The following is a 22,440-nucleotide window of genomic DNA, read 5'->3' on the forward strand; positions in this document are numbered from 1 at the left end:
TTGCCTGCGGAACAAAACCGTGGCCGAATTTCGAAACATCGAATCAAATACCACTCAGAGCAATATCGAGCAACAAAAGAGGTGCCGACCATGGCCGGTCGCACCCCCGATCGTCTGGTGCTGATCGACCGCAACGGTCGCGGCCTGCGGACAGGAGTAGATCAGTGACCACGACCCAGCCCACGGACGCCATCGTCGAGCCGAGCCCGCCGGTACAAGTGCCGACGGACCGGCCGCGCCGCGCGGGAGCACCATCCCGGACACCCGCCGTCACAGCCGCGAAACGCGGCCTGCACGGGACAGCCGGGGAGCTGACCGCGGGATTCGCGGCCCTGCTCTACCGCTACACCGACCAGAACGAGATCACGCTGGATTGCTCCGATGACACAGCAGGCACCGAGCAGATACGGCTGCTCGTCGCCAGCGAATCCACCCTCCGGGAACTCATGGACAGCGGCGCGCCCCGCCCGGTCGCCGAATCGGCATCGGCGGGCATCCGTTTCACCGCACCGGCGGCACCCGCCGACAACGGACCGCTCACCGCCGAACTCCAGCTGATCATCCGGACCGGCCGGGACGGCAGCAATACCCTGGAACTGCGATACGACGCCGAGCTCTTCGACCAAGCCACCGCGGCGCGGCTGCTCGACCACTACCGAACGCTCGTCGAGGACGGTATCCGGTTCCCGGATCGCCCCGTGGCGCATCTGCGGCTGCTGACCGACGCGGAGCTGGATCGCATGCTCGTGCAGTGGAACGACACCGCGACCGACCTGCCGCACGATCGTTGCCTACACGAGGCTTTCGAAGCCCAGGCGGCCCGCGCACCCGGTGCCACCGCAGTGCTGCACGCGGGTGAGCGGTGGACGTACGAACGGATCAACACCGAGGCCAATCAGCTCGCCCACCACCTGCGTTCGCTCGGTGTCGGCCCGGACGTTGTGGTCGCGCTGTGCCTGGATCGCTCACCCGGCCTGCTGGTCGCGGTGCTGGGCGTTATGAAAGCGGGCGGCGCGTACATGCCCGTCGACCCGGACTATCCAGAGCAACGGATCAACACCATGATCGAAGGCACCTCGTGCGCCATGATGATCAGCCGTGCGGACCTAGCGGCGAACCTCCCGCGCGAAGTCACCGCACTGCTGCTGGATCGCGATGGCGATGTCCTGTCGACACAACCCGGGCACAACCCCGGCACCGTTGTGAATCCGGAGCACCTCTGCTACGTCTTCAACACCTCCGGGTCCACCGGCCTGCCCAAACCGATCGCGCTGCGCCACCGCGGCGTGATGAACAACCTCGCGGACCTCAACACACGGTTCGGGGTGGGGCCCGGGGATGCGGTCCTGGCGCTGTCCTCGCCGAGCTTCGATATGTCCGTCTATGAGTTCCTCGGTATTACCGTGGCGGGCGGCACTGTGGTAATTCCCGATCAGCGACGCGCGAAGGACCCGGCACACTGGATCGAATTGATCGTCGACGCAAGCATCACGATATGGAACACCGCGCCAGCCCTGCTCGGGCTACTGGTGGACCAGCTAGAGCAGACCGGGCCGCAGCGGCTGCCGACATTGCGCCTGTCACTGCTCGGCGGTGACTGGATTCCGGTGACACTGCCCGACCGCCTGCGCCGCATCGCTCCCGAACTGCGGTTCATCGCGCTGGGTGGACCCACCGAGGCATCCATCCACTCCACGATCTACGAGGTGACGGCGACGGATCCGGACCGGCCGAGCATCCCGTACGGTCGCCCGATGGCCAATCAGCGCGTCTACCTTCTCGACGCCGCGTTGCAGCCCGTGCCGCCCGGCGTGCCCGGGGAGATCTATCTGGCGGGCATCGGTCTCGCCAAGGGCTATCTGGACAAGCCCGAACTCACCGCCGAGCGGTTCAGCACCTGGTCGCACGGCGCGATACGCGACGAAAGAATTTACCGTACAGGGGATCTGGCCCGGTTCGACGCGCACGGTCTTATCGAACTGCTCGGCCGGATCGACTTCCAGGTCAAGATCAACGGCCTGCGCGTGGAACTCGGCGAGATCGAGACCGTCGTGCGCTCGCACCCTGGTGTCCGGCAGACGGTGGTGACCGCCAGGGACGGACGGCTGATTGCTTACGTCGTGCCGGGGGAAACCGCCTCTGGCGCAGCCGAATTGCGTGCTTTCACGGCGGACCGGCTGCCGGAGTACATGGTGCCGCGCGCGTTCGTAACGCTGGAAAGGCTGCCGCTCACGCCCAATGGGAAGGTGGACCGCAAGGGGCTGCCCGTGCCCGAGTTCGTCGGCGCCGAATACCGGGCCCCGCGATCGGCGGCCGAACAGGTGCTGGCCGATGTCTACGCGGAGGTGCTCGACCGCGACCGGGTCGGCGTCGACGACGACTTCGTCCTGCTCGGCGGCGACAGCATCCGTTCCATCCAGGTCGTGGCCCGCGCGCGAGCCAGGGGCGTCGAGACCACCTCCCGGCAGATTCTCCAGCACCGGACTGTCGCCGCGGTCGCCATGGCCGCCGCGGACTCGGCACCGGAAGACCATGAGATCACCTCGGCGCCGCTGGTTGTGGTGCGGCAGGAAGATCGGACGGCGTGGGCGCGCCGCTACCCGCGGCTCGCAGACATATGGCCGCTCACCCCGATGCAGTCCGGGATGTTGTTCGAGTCGATGCTGAACGAAAACGGTGCCGACATATACCAGATACAGACGGTCTATCACCTGTCCGGCCCGATCGATACCGCTCGCCTGCGCGCGGCGGGACAAGCCCTGATCGACCGGCACGCCGCGTTGCGCGCGGCCTTCGTCCCTGATGCCGACGACCAGCTGGTGCAGATCGTGCTGGACCACGTCGAATTGCCTTGGCGGGAATACGATCTCGGCGCACTGACCGGCTCCGAGCAGGAGGCGGCGTTCCGGCGGTTTCTCGACGAAGACCGGGCCGTGCGCTTCGATCTGAGCGTGCCACCGCTGTTGCGGCTCACGCTGGTCACGCTGGACCCTGACCGGGCCGAACTTGTCCTCACCAGCCATCATGCGCTCATCGACGGCTGGTCGGAACAGGTACTCGGCCAAGACTTGCTGTGGCTCTACGCCACCGATGCGGACGCCTCGGCGCTCGCACCGGTCCACAGCTTCCGCGACTTCCTTGCCTGGCTTTCCCGGCAGGACGTGGACGCGGGAGTCCGTGCCTGGACCGAAGAACTCGACGGGCTGGACGAACCGACCATTCTTTTTCCCGTGCTCGCGCCGACTGCCCACGCGACGAGCTTCGGCGAAGTCGCCCTGACGCTGTCCGTGGACGAATCGCAGCGGCTGGCCCGCTGCTGCACGGCACTGGCTATCACGCAGAACACCCTGATACAGGGCGCGTGGGCGGTCCTGGTTTCAGTACTGACCGGCCGCGAGGACGTGGTATTCGGCGCCACGGTCTCCGGTAGGCCAGGCGCGCTGACCGGAGTCGAGTCCATAGCCGGGCTTTTCATCAACACTGTGCCGGTCCGGGCCCGATGCACCCCCGACCGGACGTTCGCCGGACTGCTGCACGACCTCCAGAACCGGCAGGGTGCACTGCTGGACCACCATCACTGCGGCCTGACCGAGATCCACCAGGCAACCGGGTTCAACGCACTCTTCGACACCCTTGTGCTCTTCCAGTCCCACCCGGCACACCGCGCAGGAGCGAACGCCTCGGCCAAGATCGCGGTCACCGGCATCGACTCGTTGGGTGGCGTGAACTATCCACTCGCCCTGTTCGTCGAGACGAACCAGCTGCGGGTGCAGTACCACGAGAGCCTGATCGACCACGACACGGCCGAGCGCATCACCGAGCGGTTCCGCTCGATCCTGCACCAGGTGATCACCGATCCAGGCCGACGTGTAGACACAGTAGACAACCTGCTGGCAGGGCCGCTCGCAAACCTCGACAGGCGCCGGGTCCGGACCGGCGTACACCCCGTCACCTGGGAATACCGGGAGGCACGGACGCCGCAGGAGCAGCAGCTCTGCGAGATGTTCGCCGAGATCCTCAGCATCGACCGGGTCGGCATCGATGACAACGTGTTCGCGCTCGGCCTCAATTCACTGAAGGCGGGCCGGATCGTCACCCGTCTGCAGCGGACGCTGGGTATCAAGGTGTCGATCCAGACGGTCTTCGGGTGTCCGACGATCGCGGAGCTCTCTGGTGAGCTCGGGAGCACCGCCGCGAAACCCGTGCCCAAGCTGCGCAGGATGACCGCGCAGTGATCGCCGAGGCAGCATGACAACGATTCAGACGCGTCGAATCGCGACATCGCCCGTTGTCGTAGTGGCGCGGATCTCGACCTTCGCACTGGCCGCGCCCGGACCATCCGCCGGCGTCATGAAATTATGAATATTGCCCGTCACCGAACGAACGTCGAGCAGCGCGGCGGTGCCTGCACGGACACCGATATCGAGCTGGCCGATCGACGCACTGACAACGATCGACCCGCGCATCACCTCGGCGACTCGGATATCGCCGCTAGCGGTTCTGGCTTCCAGACTGGCGTGCGCCTTATCCACCGAAATCGGGCCGTTGGAATTCTTGAGCACCGCCGCACCCACCAGCTCGCGGATACGTACCGTGCCGGATCCGGTCGTCGCCTCGGCAGTGCCGCCGACCCGATCCACCGTGATATCGCCGATAGTGGTGGACAGATCGACCAGGCCGGCTTCCGCCAATTCGATATCACCAGTGGACGTCTTGAACCGGCAACCGCCGAGCCGACCGGTGCACCGCAGTGCGGATTCGCGGGCGGCCCCCGAGAAGTCGGAGCCCGAAGGCAGATCGATCTCCACATCGATCGATCCACCCTTAGCGAAAAAACCCCGATGTTTCGGCGCTCGTACGATCAGCTCACCATCCTCGAAATCGATAGCGGTCTGTTCGGCAAACTTCACATCCTCCTCGCTGTCCCGATCGCTCGGGTTCACCTCGACGACGGTATTGGTCCGCTGGCCGGCATGGAGGCGGATATCGCCGATACCGATTTCGACGGTCAGCGAAATCGGTTCCGGCGTCTCGAAAACAGGCATGACTGCCCTTCCTGCAGAGAGGCGACTCGGCGCCCCGCTAGTGGAGTGTGTCGGGAAGCAGCGTCTTGCGCCCAACGTCCGTGTCAGGTGACCCAGCCGGTATAGCGCTCAGCGCGGCGCGAAACGCGCCGCGGCGCACGCCGTTCGGGGCGCCGGTCATGATCCTCGGATTCGAGGATCGCCGACACCGCGCGAACAAGCCACGCATTAACGGAGAGCCGCTCGTGTCCGGCGGCCTCCTCGATCCTGACCTTCAGGTACTCCGGGGGACGGAAGTTGATCCGGGAGGTCACCCCGGTGTCACCACTCGCTCCTTCCGGCACCACCGGGGCGGGCAACGACGGCAAGCCCGCGTCGGCGAACTCGGCATCGTCTTCGTAGTCGTGCACGGCCCCCTCGGCGGGCAGCGTCACCACGAAGGTCGGATCGAGGCCGCGCAGCCGGATCTCCACCGACCCCGGCGCCAACTCACGGGTGATCTCATCGGCCGCGGCCGACAACGCTGTCAATAAGGTCAGCTTGATCGAGGACGACAACTGCACGGCAAGACGTTCGGCAAGTTCCCGCCCCTCCTCACCCCCCGCCTCAGCTGCGACCGCCAGCTCTCGCTGAAGGTCATCGACATACCGGCTGAGCTCCATCAGGCCATCATTGACGCCACCTTGGCCCATACGCAAGTTTATCGCGCGCGAACCTGAATCCATCTGCCCAGGAAAACGGCGCAGCCGTCAGCGCCGTGACCGCAGCCCGGTTCCGGCACTGACGGCGACGTTCGCGCCGCGGCCAGCGTCGGTCACGCCGGTTTCTGCTCATCTCTGCACAACGCTTGTTCCGCCGCGCGGTCGAGCGACATTGTCACCCATTCGTCGAACTCGATTCCCACATTATCCGCGGCCTGCCGCCACGACGGGAGACGAGTACTGGCCACCGCTATCTTTGCCACATCGGTGGCAGCCTGTTCTTGCTCGCGCCCGGCAGGCCCGTTGGCGAGCGTCTGGCGATTACGGATCTGGGTTCGCAGTTGCTTCGTTGTCCACATCAACCGCTCGGCTTCATCGAGCCAGAGATTCTGCTCGTCGACCGGCAAGGAGGCGACTTCGGCGTGATGCTGGAAGCTCAACCCGGTACGTCGCTGTTCCAATGGAAACCGGCGGGCGACCCAGGCATAGTTACGCAAGGTTTGATAGCGGAGCCCAGCGGCGCGTACCGCGACCTCGTATCGGTCCGGAAAATGACGTTTGCCGTACACCAGCCAATCACCCAGGCACCACGTCGACGAATCGACGACCACGGACAGGTGCTGACCGGCACGCTCCCACATCTCGAAGGTCAACTTCTCCGGAATGTGGGCGCCGACCCTGGTCATTACCATTCGACTATTACCCGCCCGGATGACACGCTGAACGCCGGCAGTGCCATCCACAGACCTCAGACCGTTCGTTCTCTGCGCAATTTCGGAATGCATGTTGACGCTCTGCATTTAATTCGAACTCCCCACCCTGTTTACGCGCGGTTGGCTACACCGCTCGATATGCTTTTCGGCCGTTACTGACACGGCAAATCGGGAACACTGCGGCATCGAGCGAACTTCGCGTTCGATCATGCACTGAAACACGCAACGGCCACCTCGTCTTCGAAGTCAATTTCAGTAACTCGACTTTGGGAATTTACTGGTAGGGTATCGCTAATGAAATACATGTCGGCACGGCCCACTTCTTTCAAGGTGACCATTTCCTGATCGGTTAATCTCCGGTTCACGACAAGCGAGAATCGGCGTGTCATGGTTGACCACTCCTCTAACTATAGCGAAAGCGGGCCCGTCAGGCTAACGACTGACTGAACTTGACTCTAGCGATGACCCAAGAAGGGTACAAGAGTCTCACCGGATTATGCCGACACTTTCCCTATGCACGTCGCGGACAAGTTCTTCTACCTTCTGCCAGTCGTTGCAGCGGCCAATCGAGAATATTTACGTCGTCTAACATACGAAGTCTATTTATGGGGCCAACTCCCGCAGGTACTACCCAAAAATAGATACAACCACACTCGCCATTCTGTCCGAGTGCTGGCCGTATGCGGCATAAAATCGACGAACTTCTTAGAAATTAATGATCTACATCAGGTCTCGCAGTCTTCATACACATCGCAATTCTTCTGGTCCCGCATGCGATGGACCTACAGTTGAAGAAGTATTCATGAGTGCTGGTCGAGTAGGAGTGCCAATTGTTGCCACTCCCGGGAGCGTTGTCGAGCAATTTCGGCGATGCTAAGGGTGCAGTGATTCGGGAGACTGCCGACGACAGTGTTCCAATCGACGCCATCATCGAAGGGGGCCTCCAGCCAGCGCAGCAGCTTCCGCCCGATTTCAGTGAAACGTAGCGAGGGATCTCTACGCAGCCGCTGCAACATCTCGGCGGCGTCGACCCTCAGCGGGGCATGCACCTGAGTGTTCCCGGCAGGCTCACACGCAGGTCGGGGCGTGGAAGTCGCGTCAGCGGCAGACTCGCGAGATGACACCGGTGACTCCCCGGCCCGCAATCGCTTGCGGACGTCCTTAGCAGTGGTGACCGAGATATCAGCCGCCAAGGCCACCTTCCGCGCCGATGCGTTCGGGTCCACACCGAACAGTTCGGCAGCACGTTGGCGACCCTGCCGACCAGCTGACCGATGGAGCACACCGTTACGTGCAATCCGCCCGGTCGACTGGGAATTCTCCCCAGTCGACCGACAGCGGAGCACGCCAACGGTCTTGTGAGAAATTCCGGCGATAGCTGCGATAGCCCGATCCGACCATTGCGGATACAGCGACAGGATACGGAGCGCGGCGGCTTTCCGGTCGGCAAGCGGCAACGGCAACCCATGTGCGGTATTAAGTTTCACCGCCAGAACGAAAACCTCTGCGGGCCCGCCGTCGAAAAGCACCGCCGCAATGGTCGTTTCACCACGCAACTGAGCCGCACGCAGCCGATGCCAGCCATCGACTACCTGCATCGTCTTCCGATGAACGACAATCGGGGGAAGCGCGGTCGCTGACTCGGCAAGCATTCGAATATGACTCGCATTTACTACCGCCGTTCGCGGCGGTGCATCCGACGGCAGCACATCGGAGATCGGAAGATCGACAATATTCGAGCAGAACAGTATTTCATGGATTGATCCCGTCACGGAAAGAGATCTGTCTTTTGATGAATCGACATTCATAGAGTTGTCCCCCATCGCTTCTGTACAACGCGGTTTCCAGCGTTTCCGGCCGGTGCATCGATCTCTCCCCTCCGACTGTTCAGATCGATGCACCGGGCGGAAGCGCTGTTCGATGAAACGTGACCACTCGGTCTGAGCGCCTGGCGCACGGCGACGCGCTCGACTGGACTTGTAGCCGTGATGCCGGAGACGGACGGCACACTGTTCGCGGCCATCTCGTACCGGAGACGCCCAGCCATGCGAGCCCACTGCGAACGCCAAACGTCGACATGTGGGCCACGATCGCCGATGACGCTTTCAGATCGCTTTCGTCTATGCAGCCCAATCGAACACGCCAAGCGACACACCAAACAGCGACTGGCACAACGTCATTCGTTGGTCAGTCCAGGCGACAAAGAAAACAGCCTGTGGCATATTCGAGACATGCACCGCACAGAGCCGCAACCTGCGGAGACACACGCCTCCACTCGTTCGCTCGTTGCGATCAGCGCCGGCACGATGCTAGAGAACTACGACTGGGTGCTCTACGGCCTCTTGATCAATCAGTTCGCACCCGCATACTTCGGCAGCAGCAATCCGCTACTCGGAGGCTGGGGGGTCTTCGCGCTCGGATTCCTGGCCCGACCGCTCGGTGGAATTATCTTCGGGTGGTTGGCCGACGCGAGGGGGCGGCGGTCATCGATGCTGTGGGCAGTCACCGCCGCGGCAGTGAGCAGCCTCGGCATCGCGCTCACACCCACCGCCGATGCGATCGGATTCCTCGCTCCGGTCGCGCTGGTGTGCTGGCGCCTGCTCGCCGGATTCGCTGCGGGCGGCGAACTTCCGGTGGCGCAGACCTATCTGGCCGAACTGGCACCGCGTCGACGGCGCAATCTGTGGTCGAGCACCCTCTACCTCTCCGGCTCTATCGGATCGCTCGGCGCGATCGGCCTCGCTATGGTGTCCTTGCAGCTGTCATCACTCCATGATGTTTCCGAGTTGAGCTGGCGCATACCGTTTTTCATTGGAGGCATCAGCGGGCTAGCGGTCCTACTGCTTCGCACGCAACTCCACGAGAGCGTATTGTTCACCGCCACGGACATCGACTCCAAGCAGCAACGGGCCTTTTCCTCAACAACAATCATCCGGCCGATGCTTGCCGTCGCGGGACTGACCGCTGGAGTTACCAGCTCCCTCTATGTCTGGTCCGCTGCCACGACCAGCTATGCCACCGCCACACTCGGCTTGTCGAAGATGATGGCCTTGTCTGCCAATGGTGTGGCGACCATCCTGTTCGCCACCACACTGCCGCTGTTCGGTTTGCTCGCCGACCGCATCGGGGCCCGCGCCGTGATGGCGACAAGTGCCGGGATCTTTGCCATCGCAGGATTTCCGCTGGCGGTTCTGCTGACCAATGCCACTGCGAGCCGATTCTTGGTCTCGCTCCTGATCGCCACGCTATGCCTGTCTGCGATGTGCGCGGTCCTGCCCGCAATGCTGTCCGGACTGTTTCCCACACGCATCCGCGCGACCGGACAGGCCATTCCGTATTCGATCACTGTGAGTATCTTCGGCGGGACCGCCCCTTGGTTGCACCATCTGACAGTTCACTACTCGGTCCTGTTCGCCGCCTACCTCGCACTCCTCCTCGCCATCACCGCGTTCACCGCCAGGAAAGTCGATCGGCTCGTCCCGGCAGAGGACGGGTCGCCACGCAGGGGCTCACCCGTGCCATATCGCCCTTCCTGACGGGGCGCACGCCACCCCACGGCAGCAGACCGAGATGCGCTGTACCGCATGGCGTTTAGCGGTATGATCGCTCAGGTGCGACCTGCCACATGGTTCGGCATCTTGGGACCAGTCGAGGCCGTCGTCGAGGGGGTAACCGTAAAAGTAGCCGCTCCCCGACAGCGCGCTCTGCTGGCATCGTTGGTGCTCCAAGCCAACCAACTGGTGACGACAGACGAATTGACCGAACATCTCTGGGGTGAGCATCCGCCCGCCAACGCCCGCGCGTCCATCCAAATACACATGACCCGGCTCCGGAAGTTATTGGGACATCCTACGCTCGATGGCCGATCGCAGCTGATCGAGACCAGGGCTCACGGCTATTTCCTTCGCCTCGAACCCGAGCAGAGCGATGTCTTCGAGTTCCTCGAAGCCCGGGCTGCGGCTTCCCGAGCTCGTTCCGACCGCGAGCTCGATGCGGAATCCAAGGCACTATCGTCGGCATTGAGTGTCTGGCGCGGTGAGGCTTTCGCGGATGTAGCGTCGGAATCCCTTCACCGCGACAAGGTTCCCTATCTGCTCGAGCTGAAGCTGGAAGTCATCGAACGTCGTTACGAGGTGGAACTCGAGCTCGGAAACCACCGGCGGTTGATATCCGAGCTACGGGCCGACGTCGCACGTCATCCACTACGAGAAGGGCTGTGGTACTTCATGATGGTCGCTCTTCACCGATGCGGCCAGCAGGCTGAGGCACTCGAGGTCTACCGCACGGTCTCCCGAATTCTGGGTCAGGAACTGGGTACCGCGCCGTCGACAGCACTTTCGGCCCTGCACCGCACTATCCTTGCCGCTGGGTCCGTCGAACCCCAGTGGACACCCGCTTGGACCGCCACATGCGGACTACCTGCCGACATCCCGGGCTTCGTTGGCCGAGTCGAAGTGGTGACCGCGATTACCGAGCAGCTAACCGCGGCGAGCACGTCCGGGATTCCGGTCGTGTCGATCGATGGCCCGCCCGGCGTGGGTAAAACGTCCTTAGCAGTCAGGACTGCTCATCGCCTGCGCAAACAATTCCCGGACGGACAGTGGTACGTCCGATTGTCCGGATCGACACGACAGGGCAAGCAGCCAGGCGATGTGCTTGCCGAACTACTTCAGGCCACTGGAGTCGGCAGAAACTTGCTGCCACCGGACGACGATGCCCGCGCCGCCATGCTGCGTGCGCGAATGGCCGGCCGACGAGTGCTGCTCGTGTTCGACGACGTGCTGTCCGCAGAGGCGGTGCGATCCGCGATTCCGGGCACGGCCGGATCCGCGGTGGTAGTAGTCGGTTCGTCGTATCTACCGGATCTTGTGGTCCACCACAGCGCTACCCCGGTGCATCTCGGTGAGTTGTCCTCTGCGGAGGCTCGAGAGCTACTTACGGTGATCCTGGGGGAACGGCGCACTCTTTCCGAGAGCGCAGCAGTCGGCTACCTCGCCGAGATCTGTGCCGGACTTCCGCTTGCCCTCCGGGTGGCTGCCGCCTATCTGGCCGGCCGGCCGCTGCTCGGTATCGACGATTTCGTCATACAGTTACGCCGAGGAAACCCCCGGTCCGCGTTGCTCATGGGCGCCCGTGACAAGTCGACGCTGGTCACAGCACTCGATTGCGTTTATCTTTCATTGTCGAAGGAAGCTCAGCGCATGTTGCGGCTGACCGGCCTGCTGCCCGGTATTGATTTCACCCTAGGCGCGCTCGGAGCGTTGACCGGCGCTAATAGCCCGACTGTCGCGCTCGACGAACTGATGATGTCCGGGCTGCTTCGCGAAACCACTGTCGGACGTTTCCAGGCCAATCAGCTGATCCAGCTGTACGCGGCCGCCCGCGTTTTTGGTGAGGAAGACCGCGTCGAGCGTCGCTTCGCGATCGAACGTCTGCTCGAGTGGTACCTGTACCTCGGCGACACCACGATAGAACAGAACAACTTGGCAATCGCGGTGAGCGTCGCTGCTCCAAACGGCCTACACGGCCTGGGCAGGCGGATCGTCATGGCAATCGGCCCTACGCTCAGCCCTGCTGACGCGAAGCGGTACCACACCTCGCCACGGGACGGAGCCGAGGGCACCTCCGATACCACCCAGATATACACCCTCAATGCGCGCGCACTGCACCTGCAACGTATCGGCAAAACAGGCGATGGAACGGCACTCTTAGGAGAAGCCCTGGATATCTCCCGCCAGCGCCGGGACTTCAGAGCAGAGGCGTTCACATTGGGCAATCTGACCGCAGCGCGTGAGCACATCGGCCGCCTTCCGGAATCTCTCGGTCATGCGACGTCGGCGATCGCACTCAAGCGGACCATCGGGTCCGAACTCGACGACCCCGAGGATCTGTACGCGCTCGCGATGATCCTGCTGTACTCGGGAAAAGCCGACCAGGCCATCGCGCAGCTATGTCGTGCGGTACAAATCAGTAAGCTCGTCGGCTCGACTGACGCGGAGGTACGAGCCCAATGCGGACTGTCAGTCGTGTATCGGGGTCGAAGACAAGGCCGACGCGCGGTCGCCCACGCCCGCAAAGCTGAGGCATTGGCGTCGCGAGCCGGAGACTCCGGCATGATGGCAATGGCATTGAACGCATTGGGCGAGGCACTCCAGGTTGAAGCAGTGCTGGACGGCATTCCGGAACAGATGCCCAAGGCAATGGAGTATCACACGCGCACGCTGGACATTTCGGAGTCGATCGGTGATCACCTGACGTCCGCGCATGCGAATATTGGACTCTCGGCAGTGTTCAGACATCTGGGCGACCATCACAGAGCGCTTGAGCATGCCTTTTTGGCGACAGAGCTGACAGGCGTCAATGATTTCCGTTTACTGCACGGAAAGACACTCGGAGTCCTCGCCGTCGCCAATTTCACCGTACGACGGTTCCCGATTTCGTCCGACCAGATCGATGAGGCGCTCGAAATGCACATGTCCGCAGGGAATTCACTTGAGGAGGAATGCCACCGAGACTGGCAACGCATCATCAGGCAATCCGAGACGAAAGCGCGCCCAAAGGTATTGTCGTGATGCCAGGACTCGCATGCCGCCCACGGAAGGCCTCAAACCGATCAAGCTCGACCGACCAAGGCTCGCGTAGCAGCGTCTGCTGTTCCAACCTGCCGTCCCTGTGACCTGTCCGCTGGTTGACGGCGAAGCAGTCCTGTCGAGCGGCTGGTAGCAACAGCAGTCAGGTCAACGATGTCGGACCCGGTTTCTTCGCCGTGCTGTTGCACGAAGTCGCTGACGAGGCGAGCCACTGTCGAACGATCAGTCTCGGAGGCAGGCGCCTGCACGAGTACCAACGCTTCGGGATCATCGACCGGCCGGAAGGCGGAGAACACCAAGTGGAGTTTGTCATCCGGGTCGACAGCGACGGCTACCTCACGGGCAGTCAGGTCATCGACGCCTTGGCACTCCCACCAGTCGGTCAGCTCTGGGAAGTCGGCGCGGAGTACCGCGTATATTTCCCTGATGCGAGCATCGTCGCTATGGCGCGCGGTTTGTGCGCGAAATTGCGCGAGCACGGCATGGCCGAGCGCTTTCCAGTCGATGACGCCGGACCGGATCGCAGGATCCCCGACCATGCACCACATGAGATTACGGCGGGCCGGAGGAATTCGAGCGGGGTCGGACCATACTGCCGCATACGCTCGATTCCATGCTGTGATGTCGAACCGAGAGTCCAGCAACACCGCGGGGCTTGTTTCCCAGGAGTCCAGCAGATATTGCGTGCGCTGCGCTACCGCTCGATGGTCGGTCGATTCCGGCACAGGCGGTAGATATCCAGCGAGCGCAAGAAGATGGCGACGAGCCGGGGTGTCCAGGCCCAATGTATGAGCGACCGATTCCAGGACCTTTTTAGATGCCACGACCCGGCCCTGTTCCAGCCATGTATACCAGGCCATGCCGACTCCGGCCAAGGCAGCGACCTCCTCTCGGCGCAGGCCCGGTGTACGGCGTCGACCGGTGTTCGGCAAACCCACGTCCTCAGGTTGCCGCAGTTCGCGGTGGGCGCGCAAAAATGCGCTCAGCTCTTTGTGATTGGCGGAGCTCCTGGACGCCCCAGACCCCGTGGCACCGTGATCGCTCTGCAACAGTCGCCCTTCGATCGGTCCGCGAGGAGCCCGGGCACATGGCCATAGATATGGCCGAAGCGCGTCGAGATTCCCCCTGCCCTCTTCCCGGTCACCACTATCGCAAGGGCTCTACCAGGAACGCGGACAAGCGTACCAAATCATCGTCGCGGCCGCATGCAGCGGCGGCAGACTACTTCCACGAAATCCGCTGTACAACAATGGAAGTCGATAGTGCAGTCTACAGTCCGTGTCAACCGCGACTCTCAGCTTGACCCCGTGCGCGAAGGAACTCGATGACGTCGTCCACCGCCTCGACAGCGGCGGGCAGCCCGGGAACGGCGATGTGCCAGAAATGGTCGGTGCCGACCCAGGTCCGGTGTTGTATCCGACCGCCGACGGCGATAATTCGCTCGGTGAATCGTGTGGCGTCGTCGGCGAGCACTTCATCGGCGCTGGAGTGGATCAACATCGGCGGCAGCCATGCGAGCGCTTCATCCGAGGCGAACAGCGGGGAGGCGAGCGGGTGCCGCGGGTCAGCTCCAGCGAGATACTGCTCGGCGGAATCGCGCATCGACGCGGCGCTGAGGATCGTATCTGTGCCGTGGCAGCGCTCGTAGGAGTCGGCGGTGATGGTGAGGTCGTACCACGGGGACAGCCCGATGACTGCGGCGGGTGCAGGCAACCCGGCGTCACGGGCAGCGAGTACCGCAGCCAGAGCCAGCCCCGCACCGGAGGAATCACCGAGTACCGCGACACGCTCCGGACCATCACCACGGTCCAGCAGTGCGGTGTATACGGCCAGAGCGTCGGCGACCGCAGCCGGGAACGGCTGCTCGTCAGAGAGCCGGTAGGTGGGCAGTAAGACTTCCATATCGGTGCCAGCTGCGAGGTAAGACGCCAATCCCTGAGATACCATGGGTGACCCGGTCCGGTACCCGCCGCCGTGCAGGTGAAGGATGGTCCCCGCGTGCCCACCGGTGCGGGGGCGGATACCTTGGGTGGGTCGTCCACCGAGGCTTGCCGCGGTGAGCACCGTGCCGGGGGCGAGCGGAGCGCGTCCGTTGGCAGCCAGTGCCCATGCCTGCGCTGGATCGATTGTTCGGTGCAGCATGGTGTGGGAGTCCCTTCTATCAGTCACTGGGGCGCAGTTCAGCCAGCAGTTGAGGCAGTTTGCGCGGTTCAGCAGCCAGCTCCGGAGTGAGAGCAACACACAGCAGCACTGTGGTTACGCCGGGGTGGAGGTAGCGAGTGATGCGTTCGCGCAGTTCGGCGGGACTACCGTGCAGCCACAGTCCGTCGATCAGCTCGTCCGGTAACGCGAGTGCGGCGCGGAGTCGGTCACCGGCGGTGAACAACTCGTGGGAGGCGTGCAGCGCCTTTCCACGCCCGCGCCAGACGTGGAACGCGTGGTAAGGCTTCTGATTGAGGATCCAGCCGAGGAAGCCACGGCCCGCGCTGCGCGCCACGTCTGCATCGGTTGTGGGGCAGACGAACAGCTTCACCACGGTTTCTCGATCCGGATGCGGTCCACCGGCGGCGGCGATGACCTCCGGCACATCCTCGTCGGTGAGGAGATTGAGGATCGCACCGTCAGCCTCCTCGTAGGCCAACCGCAACATCCGCGGCCGTAATGCACCCACAATGATCTTCGAACCATATTCGGCCAGCAGGGGTTTCACCGCACCGACTGTGCGCCGGACAGTGTCGAGAGGCGCGCCGTGCGGGATGCCATTGAGCCCCGTCACGTGCTCGGGGACCGAGGAACCGATCCCGAGTACGACACCTCCGGCCGCGAGTTCGGCCAATCCGGCGGCCGTCTGGGCGAGCACACCGGTGCCTCGGGTTTGCGCGGGAACGACGCCGATGCCGACGCGCAGCCGAGGTTGCCACGCCGCAGCCGCAGCGAGGGGAGTGAAGGCGTCGATCACACCGCCTTCACCCGTCCATACGTCGGTATAGCCCAAATCTGGTAGTGCCATCACAGTTTCTCGGTGTTCCCGCAGAGCCACAGCAGGAAGCGGAAGATTGACCCCCCAGCGAAGCGGCTGTTTCGGCGATGCCATCGGTAATGCTCCTCTAGGTGCGGGCGAACGCGTTGCGAAATAGGCGCGCGGGTCTTTCAACCAAAATGTATGACAGCCAAGCGAATACCGTCGTGGCGACGATGGTTAGCGGGAACAGCACGACGAACGATACTGTGCCCGGCTGGGTGTCGGTGAGCCTGAACCAGCTCTCGACGATCACCATGTGCCACAGGAACAGGCCATACGAAATGCGGCCGAGCCAGACGGGAATTCTCCAACTCAACAGTCGAGCCGGCCCCCTATCAGGAGCGGCCACCAACGGTGCAACCAGCGCGACCGCAACGACCATATTGAGTATGTGCTCCAGCAGCGCTTGGCCGACAGTGGGATAGACCTCGGTGCTGCCTGTGATCGGGCTCGACAGCAGCACGTATCCGGCTACCGCCACACCCCATCCCACCCACGGATATCGAGACAGGGCACCGAACCGAGAACTGTTCGAGGACACCACTGCCAGTGCCATCCCGGCAGCGAAGTAGCCTAGGTACTCCGGCAACCACAAGTTGGCCGCAGGGTAAGCACCCGCGGACGGCATATGGGTAGCCACAACCGAGACGATCGTGATCGCTTCCAATACTCCCAAAGCACCGAGCGCTACGGCAGGTCGGCGCAGGAGTGGGTGCAACACAATTGCAATGAGCGGCAGCAGCAGGTAGAACGCGACCTCCGTCGCCAGGCTCCAAGTCTGGGTGATCCCAGCCGGGATGCCACCGCGTCCGTAGATATGAAGCAGCAGCAGTGCTCGCAGCGTCGACCACGGGCGAGCCAGCGTAGCTGAGGCAAATACCAGTAACGCCACTAGTGCCACAACCCAATAGGCGGGCAGGACGCGCAGCGCGCGATGCCACAAATATTGGACGGTGGCTGGCCGTTTTCGCCCCTCCATCCCGGCAGCAGCATAAGGCCGGTACAGCAGAAATCCGGATAGTACAAAGAACACTGGCACAGCCACCGTGTAGCGCGATAACACCACGCCGAGCGGGCCACTGTGCCCGATGCCCAGCCAGCTGGAGGCTACCTGGCCGGAGTAGATCCCTATGTGCAGCGCGATCACCATTAGAGCGGCGATCCCACGCATGCCATCCAGCGCGGGTACATAGGAATTCGGTCCAACTCCTACCGATTCCTTGGGCTTCGACACCGGAACCGTCGTTGGTGGAACTCCGCTCATGACTGCTCACCGGCCTGAGTGCCGGGCCGTGGTCGACCGCAGTTGTCCGACCAACGGCAGTGCGGTTAGTGCTGCCAGCAGGGCCAGTCCGCCGCCGATCAGCGCGGTGCCGACTCCCGCGTTCGCGAACGCCCCTGCCGCGGCAACGCCGACTGCGGCCCCGGCATATAGGGTGGCGCTGTTCCACGAACTGGAGGTTGCGGCGAAATCGGGGCGAGCAACGAGCAGCAATGTCTGCACGTTCGTTCCGAACGCGCCACTGGCGACGAACCACACAAGCACCGCCGCAGCCACCAGTGCCAGGGGCGCCCCCAAGGCCGCGAACACCGCCGAAACGCCGAGCACGGCTGCCCAGATAGGGATCCACCATGCATCGTCGCGACCATGCTCCCGTGCCCGATCGCCGATCCGACCGGCAAGCAGTGAGCCGAGAGCGCTGCCAATTCCAACCAGCACACCCAGCAAGCCAAGCGCGTTGATCGACAGGCCGAAGTGGTCGTGCAACACCACACCGAGAAACGTATGTGCCCCGAGGTTGGCAGCTTGCAGCAGCAGAACAACAATCAGCGTATGCCTCAAGATCTTGTCGCGCCATACGACGAACACCGATCCGAGTCGCAGCGGTCGTCGGCCGGCGACAGTGTCCGAGGTCGAAGTCTGGCTATTGACCAGTGGAAGTGTCACCACTGTCAGCACGGCCAGTGCCCAGAACGACGCACGCCAGCCGCCCCAGCCCGCCAGGAAGCTACCTGCGGGGACGCCGAGTACCTGCCCGGCGGAGAACAGTGCCATGCCGAGGCCGATGGCTCGACCACGTACTGCATCGCTCGAGGTTTCAGCGAGATGCGCCCAAATCGACGGTCCGGCAAATCCGGCGCCCAACGCGCCGACTACCCGGCCGATGATGAGGACAATGAGATTTCCAGCGAGAGCGGCCAATACGTTGCCGAGCAGAAACAGGAACACGCCGACGACGATGGTGGGTCGGCGTCCAAAGCGATCGGACACAGCGCCGAGGAAGGGCGCGGTAACGGCATACACGACGGCGTAGGCAGTCACGGCGCTCGCCGCCGCGGCTTCTGAAACCCCGACAGACGAGGCAATCGTCGGCAGCAGCGGAGAGATGAGAAACGTTTCGGTGCCGATCAGGAACAACAACAGATAGACGCCGACATATCGGGCCCACGCCACCCGGGGCGGCAGTGCAATTGCGGTTTTGGTGATGCTGGGCACGCGTTTTCCTTCTGGTCACGCATTAGGATGAGTCAATTGTTGCGGCGTTCGCGCACTTCAACCAGATCTCGGTTCATACTGTTAGTGGCACACACCCCCTTGCACGCAGGCCGTTCAGGAACCGATCGGCGAATACCGCGTGGCCTACCGGCGAAGGGTGTAACCGGTCGATCCCCACGGGTTCCAACAGGAGTTCGGCCTGATCAGGGCCGAACACCTCCAGCCCGTCCAGGTAGTGCAGTTCGGTATCCCCGTGTTCGCGCAGCAATTCGACGGCACGACGCACATGCATACGGGTTTCGGCAATAGTCAAGCCAGACGGTCCCGGTGTCTGCTCACGGTCGGGAGCTACAACAGTGGACAACACTGTGAACGTCGTCGTCGGGTGGCCCTCACGGACAGTACGGACGAACCCGACGATAGCGGCGATCAACGAATCGGCGTTATGCGTGCCCAATGCCTGGATATTGATACCGATGCAGGCGGTGAGTAAGTCAGCGGGCAACTCTCGCATTAACCGTGCGGCCATCGGTTGTAGATAGCACGCTGCACCCATGGCCAACGAAGTGAGATCCCAACCGGCACAACGAGCAACCAACGCCGGCCAGGCTCGAGCAGGTGAAGCTGCGCCACGTCCCTGAGACACCGAGCTACCGTAATGAACCCAACGCGGCCTCTCGGTCGTGTCGGCTTGCACTTGCGCCTCACTGTCCAATCCCAGTGCTCGCAGTCGGAACTGGCTATATGTGGGCAACCACAATTCGATCGTAGTCATCCGGCCCGGCAATCCGGTGACATGCATAGTGTGGGCGTCTCCATCCGCGTCCAACTCGACGGTAGTGATCGTCGGATGAGCCCGGTCGGCGTCGTGGACGACGTCGATGCGGGCGACCTCTTGTGGGCCGTTCAGCCGGGGCGGCGGGTCCGCGTGGTAGCGACATGCCAGGCTAGTGCTATTGGTGCGGAATGCAATTCGAACCCCAGCTGGCATCGCTGCCCGCCCGACGCCCCCCTCAGGCAGGTGCAGAGCAGCCTCCTCGTACGGGACACGCCAGGGGGCTGTCCAGCCTGATTCACGTTGCAGGGACACCGCGCCGCGGTAGCGCAGACGCGGGTCGTCGTGTGGCACCCACGTTGCCATGTCGGTACTCCCGAACGGGGTCACGCAATGTTGCGCAGGGGTGTATTCGGCGCGCATCAAGCCTCACCGCTGCAGTTCCGACACCGCAAACTGGCGAAGTCTCCCAGTGCGCCAGGCACCCAGGTGGGGAACACAAGAAGACCGCCATCGCCCACATACTCGACGATCCTCAGTCCAGTCCGCGACTTGTTCGCCTGTGCTGACGATCCATGCGGGAAACTTCTGCAATTCCAGGTCATAAGTGCCCTTGAATGTCGATAGGATGACGTTCTTATCAAGTCGTCTTACGCCTGACGACCTATTAGTTTCAAGTAGATGGCATAGTGTTCAATTCGGAAGCCGAATCAGCGTGGACAGCTCGCCAAGCGCAGACATTTACTCCGTAGACTTCACCATGTTCGGCCATTCGGCGAGCAGCGACCGCGCCAACAGCCCGGAAGTAGTCCTCCTGGCGATCCGGTACCACCCGGCTAAAATATGTGCCGAATGTTGCGATATGAAAGCGGCAGTACTGCTCGGCATCGGGGGTACGAACCGACACCCGACGATTCTCGACGGCATCGATGACGAACTGCTGATTCAGGATCGCTCGTACGGCGTCGACCGGTCGGGCTCGCAAGCCCATCGGAACTACTCGATCGAGGCGATCCGGCGCAGCTCCGATCATCGTGAGAGCCTCCGCCGCGACCACGTCCTCACCCCCTCGTCCTGAACTGTCGATGTCAGGGTGGTGCGTGGTAACAAGAAATGCGCCGTCGGTGGCCAGGTGTGCTGCTATCCATGCCAATGAGCGGTCTTCGTCGGGGTATAGCCAGTGCAGTACCGAGGTCATTGTGATCAGATCGAATGTCTCGGCATGACCAGGCAATTCGCGGAGGTCTCCCAGCTTCACGTCGGCGCGCATCCCTAGCCGCTTCCGGGATTCCTGCACGCGGCCGGGCGAGCCATCAATGCCGAGTGCACGTTTGATCGACCATCGGTCTAGTGCGGCCATTAGCAGCGCGCCCGTGCCACAGCCTAGGTCGACAATTCGCTGCGGGGGTCGCGGTGCCATGGAAAGAACCCAATTGATGTCCTGGGCTTGGCGCAGTTGGCTGACGGCGTCGTAGCCGACTAGGTCCCGTGCCAGGGCCACGGTCTCTGTAGCGGCGCTTTCACTCATAGGAAATCCTGCTCTCTACAATCGAAGGCGCTAGATGTCAGAGTGGTCGCGAAATCAGGCGCATGATTCGTTCCCGGACCACAGTCTGGTCATGGCGATGGAATAGGTTGATACGATTTCGGGCGAGGTCGCCGCGGTGCACGCACTCGTAGAGGTGCTGACGCTGCCCAAAGCTATCCGAGGTCAGATCCCAGGCCAAGCGGAACAGGCGTGACTTTTCGGCGACTCCGATATCCTTGCCGTGCATGTAGCGGTCGAGAAACCTGCGCAGCTCCGGATTGGCGAGGTCGTTCTCTGTCGGTTGCATGAGGGTGCCGGACTGCCCGATGTTCCGGACGATTTCCACGGTGCGGCCAGCGACCGAAGCCGCCCAGACCGCTGCAGCGGGGGCGGGGGCTGGAGCCAGTAGGCCGCCGTCCGTACGGCCGGCACCAGCCTCGCCAGCGGCGAGGAAATAGTCCAAGATCTCGATGTAGCTGGTGAGCTCTCCCAGATCATCCTGGATGTTGCGGAACTCGTCGACGCCGATGGCTTCGGCGATCAAGGTGCCAACACCGAGTAGCGTGCGCAGACGTTCCTGATAGCGGACCTGGCCGATATACTGACTCCAAGCATTGATTCGCCCCAACCCTTCGCGCGCCAATGAACTGTCGTGGAGGAGGAAGACCCGCTCCCAAGGAACCTTCACGTCGTCGAAGAACAGCATTGCGTCTTGCTCGTCGAACCGGGAAGCGAAGGGGTGGGCGTGACCATGCACATCGGTGCCGAAGGGTTCGCGACACAGGACGTGCAACCCTGGCGCGTTGAGCGGAAGTGCGAACCAGACAACGAACTCTTCGGCCTCGCGCTGGGCGAACGAAGCGGAAAGGTAAACCAGAACTTCGTGCGCGAATGGAGCGAGGGTGACCAGCTGTTTCGCGCCGCGCACGACAATCCCGTTCTCGTCTTCGCTCAACACCCGAAGGGCGTAGTCAGGATGGTCCGTCGGGTTGGCGTTCCGGTCGATTTGCGGGTCTCCCAGCGCGTGAGTGAGCAACAGATCTCGACGCGCGGCATAGCGATACCAAGCAGCGGCATGCACGCCGAAACCTGCACGATTGCTCTCCAGATGGTACCGAAAGTCGTACAGGCCCACGGCGATCGACGCCATGAACGAGGGCGCTCGGCCGTGTTGACCCCACGACTCGCTCATCCACACCTCGGCGCTCCGGCGGGCCGCATGAAGGTCATCGAGGGTACGCGGCGGATAGTAGCCGCGGCCTATACGCAGACCCGTCGCAGGATCTTCGACGGTCAGCGTTTCGCGGTATTCCGCGTCGTGCTGCAAGTCCAGCAGCCGTGCGATCTCGGCGACCGATCGAACGAAGGCGGGATGTTCTGCGACATTTTCGATCTGCTGACCGTCCAGCCACACCGCGCGCCCGTCGTCCAACGACGCGCGGTAACGATCGCCTGTGAGCGCCCCGAGCGGCGCGATGTCCACAGCCATCGGTGGCGGGAGTTCGCTCGCGCTCGGCCTGTCCATTGCGGGCAGTTCGACGTACTCGGTGCCGGTCATGAGCAGTTGTTCTCCAAGGGTCGGCGCGGTTC

At 62.9% G+C, this 22,440-nt stretch carries 15 protein-coding genes; 3 read left to right on the forward strand and 12 right to left on the reverse strand.

The genetic code is table 11. The features are described from left to right. Positions 1-164 precede the first annotated feature (164 nt). The gene (locus ACFWF1_RS12145; RefSeq protein WP_379285169.1) at positions 165-4,235 is read left to right on the forward strand and encodes an amino acid adenylation domain-containing protein; all 4,071 of its coding nucleotides are present in this window, start codon (positions 165-167) and stop codon (positions 4,233-4,235) included. A 24-nt stretch (positions 4,236-4,259) separates the two neighbouring features. Here ACFWF1_RS12145 and ACFWF1_RS12150 read toward each other — a convergent pair whose 3' ends face one another. The 4 genes from ACFWF1_RS12150 to ACFWF1_RS12165 all read right to left on the reverse strand — a co-directional run bounded on the left by ACFWF1_RS12150 (position 4,260) and on the right by ACFWF1_RS12165 (position 8,246). Then, a complete protein-coding gene (locus ACFWF1_RS12150; RefSeq protein ID WP_379285168.1) occupies positions 4,260-5,045 on the reverse strand; it encodes a DUF4097 domain-containing protein in 786 nt (261 codons plus the stop codon). Positions 5,046-5,128: 83 nt separating this feature from the next. Further along, positions 5,129-5,686, reverse strand: coding sequence for a hypothetical protein (locus ACFWF1_RS12155; protein WP_379285167.1), 558 nt, complete (start codon positions 5,684-5,686; stop codon positions 5,129-5,131). A gap of 152 nt (positions 5,687-5,838) precedes the next feature. Beyond that, positions 5,839-6,411, reverse strand: a complete 573-nt coding sequence (locus ACFWF1_RS12160) for an LmbU family transcriptional regulator (RefSeq protein ID WP_379285166.1) — start codon at positions 6,409-6,411, stop codon at positions 5,839-5,841. 827 nt (positions 6,412-7,238) lie between these two features. Next, positions 7,239-8,246 carry a ParB/RepB/Spo0J family partition protein gene (locus tag ACFWF1_RS12165; RefSeq protein WP_379285165.1) on the reverse strand — a complete coding sequence of 336 codons (1,008 nt, stop codon included), beginning with the start codon at positions 8,244-8,246 and terminating at the stop codon, positions 7,239-7,241. Between the two features lie 288 nt (positions 8,247-8,534). On the opposite strand from ACFWF1_RS12165, the gene ACFWF1_RS12170 reads away from it, so the two are divergent. Both ACFWF1_RS12170 and ACFWF1_RS12175 read left to right on the forward strand, forming a co-directional pair. Next, complete coding sequence (locus ACFWF1_RS12170; protein ID WP_379285164.1) at positions 8,535-9,974, forward strand: MFS transporter; 1,440 nt, start codon at positions 8,535-8,537, stop codon at positions 9,972-9,974. A 63-nt stretch (positions 9,975-10,037) separates the two neighbouring features. Continuing rightward, positions 10,038-13,010 carry a BTAD domain-containing putative transcriptional regulator gene (locus tag ACFWF1_RS12175; protein WP_379285163.1) on the forward strand — a complete coding sequence of 991 codons (2,973 nt, stop codon included), beginning with the start codon at positions 10,038-10,040 and terminating at the stop codon, positions 13,008-13,010. Positions 13,011-13,051: 41 nt separating this feature from the next. Here ACFWF1_RS12175 and ACFWF1_RS12180 read toward each other — a convergent pair whose 3' ends face one another. The 8 genes from ACFWF1_RS12180 to ACFWF1_RS12215 all read right to left on the reverse strand — a co-directional run bounded on the left by ACFWF1_RS12180 (position 13,052) and on the right by ACFWF1_RS12215 (position 22,408). Further along, positions 13,052-14,077: a helix-turn-helix transcriptional regulator gene (locus tag ACFWF1_RS12180; protein WP_379285162.1), complete on the reverse strand. Its 1,026-nt coding sequence runs from the start codon at positions 14,075-14,077 to the stop codon at positions 13,052-13,054. Between the two features lie 232 nt (positions 14,078-14,309). After that, positions 14,310-15,170: an alpha/beta hydrolase fold domain-containing protein gene (locus ACFWF1_RS12185; protein WP_379285161.1), complete on the reverse strand. Its 861-nt coding sequence runs from the start codon at positions 15,168-15,170 to the stop codon at positions 14,310-14,312. Between the two features lie 19 nt (positions 15,171-15,189). Continuing rightward, positions 15,190-16,122 carry an LLM class flavin-dependent oxidoreductase gene (locus ACFWF1_RS12190; protein WP_379285160.1) on the reverse strand — a complete coding sequence of 311 codons (933 nt, stop codon included), beginning with the start codon at positions 16,120-16,122 and terminating at the stop codon, positions 15,190-15,192. Positions 16,123-16,135: 13 nt separating this feature from the next. Continuing rightward, positions 16,136-17,284, reverse strand: a complete 1,149-nt coding sequence (locus ACFWF1_RS12195) for an acyltransferase family protein (protein WP_379285159.1) — start codon at positions 17,282-17,284, stop codon at positions 16,136-16,138. 36 nt (positions 17,285-17,320) lie between these two features. Further along, positions 17,321-18,547, reverse strand: a complete 1,227-nt coding sequence (locus ACFWF1_RS12200) for an MFS transporter (protein ID WP_379285158.1) — start codon at positions 18,545-18,547, stop codon at positions 17,321-17,323. A gap of 73 nt (positions 18,548-18,620) precedes the next feature. Beyond that, on the reverse strand, positions 18,621-19,745 hold the full coding sequence (locus tag ACFWF1_RS12205) for an SGNH/GDSL hydrolase family protein (RefSeq protein ID WP_379322174.1): 1,125 nt from the start codon (positions 19,743-19,745) through the stop codon (positions 18,621-18,623). A 250-nt stretch (positions 19,746-19,995) separates the two neighbouring features. Next, positions 19,996-20,850 carry a class I SAM-dependent methyltransferase gene (locus ACFWF1_RS12210; RefSeq protein WP_379285156.1) on the reverse strand — a complete coding sequence of 285 codons (855 nt, stop codon included), beginning with the start codon at positions 20,848-20,850 and terminating at the stop codon, positions 19,996-19,998. Positions 20,851-20,887: 37 nt separating this feature from the next. Continuing rightward, positions 20,888-22,408 (reverse strand): 4-hydroxyphenylacetate 3-hydroxylase N-terminal domain-containing protein, encoded by a 1,521-nt coding sequence (locus tag ACFWF1_RS12215; RefSeq protein WP_379285155.1) that lies wholly within the window; start codon positions 22,406-22,408, stop codon positions 20,888-20,890. Positions 22,409-22,440 lie beyond the last annotated feature (32 nt).

The organism is Nocardia sp. NPDC060255, from assembly GCF_042727395.1.
Taxonomy (GTDB): domain Bacteria; phylum Actinomycetota; class Actinomycetes; order Mycobacteriales; family Mycobacteriaceae; genus Nocardia.

Coding starts and splice junctions, on each gene's coding strand:
- ACFWF1_RS12205 (WP_379322174.1), bottom strand. CDS start 19,745: ATGCGCGCCGAATACACCCCTGCGCAACATTGCGTGACCCCGTTCGGG.
- ACFWF1_RS12185 (WP_379285161.1), bottom strand. CDS start 15,170: ATGCTGCACCGAACAATCGATCCAGCGCAGGCATGGGCACTGGCTGCC.
- ACFWF1_RS12150 (WP_379285168.1), bottom strand. CDS start 5,045: ATGCCTGTTTTCGAGACGCCGGAACCGATTTCGCTGACCGTCGAAATC.
- ACFWF1_RS12160 (WP_379285166.1), bottom strand. CDS start 6,411: ATGACCAGGGTCGGCGCCCACATTCCGGAGAAGTTGACCTTCGAGATG.
- ACFWF1_RS12215 (WP_379285155.1), bottom strand. CDS start 22,408: ATGACCGGCACCGAGTACGTCGAACTGCCCGCAATGGACAGGCCGAGC.
- ACFWF1_RS12175 (WP_379285163.1), top strand. CDS start 10,038: ATGATCGCTCAGGTGCGACCTGCCACATGGTTCGGCATCTTGGGACCA.
- ACFWF1_RS12165 (WP_379285165.1), bottom strand. CDS start 8,246: ATGAATGTCGATTCATCAAAAGACAGATCTCTTTCCGTGACGGGATCA.
- ACFWF1_RS12155 (WP_379285167.1), bottom strand. CDS start 5,686: ATGGAGCTCAGCCGGTATGTCGATGACCTTCAGCGAGAGCTGGCGGTC.
- ACFWF1_RS12210 (WP_379285156.1), bottom strand. CDS start 20,850: ATGAGTGAAAGCGCCGCTACAGAGACCGTGGCCCTGGCACGGGACCTA.
- ACFWF1_RS12190 (WP_379285160.1), bottom strand. CDS start 16,122: ATGGCATCGCCGAAACAGCCGCTTCGCTGGGGGGTCAATCTTCCGCTT.
- ACFWF1_RS12170 (WP_379285164.1), top strand. CDS start 8,535: ATGACGCTTTCAGATCGCTTTCGTCTATGCAGCCCAATCGAACACGCC.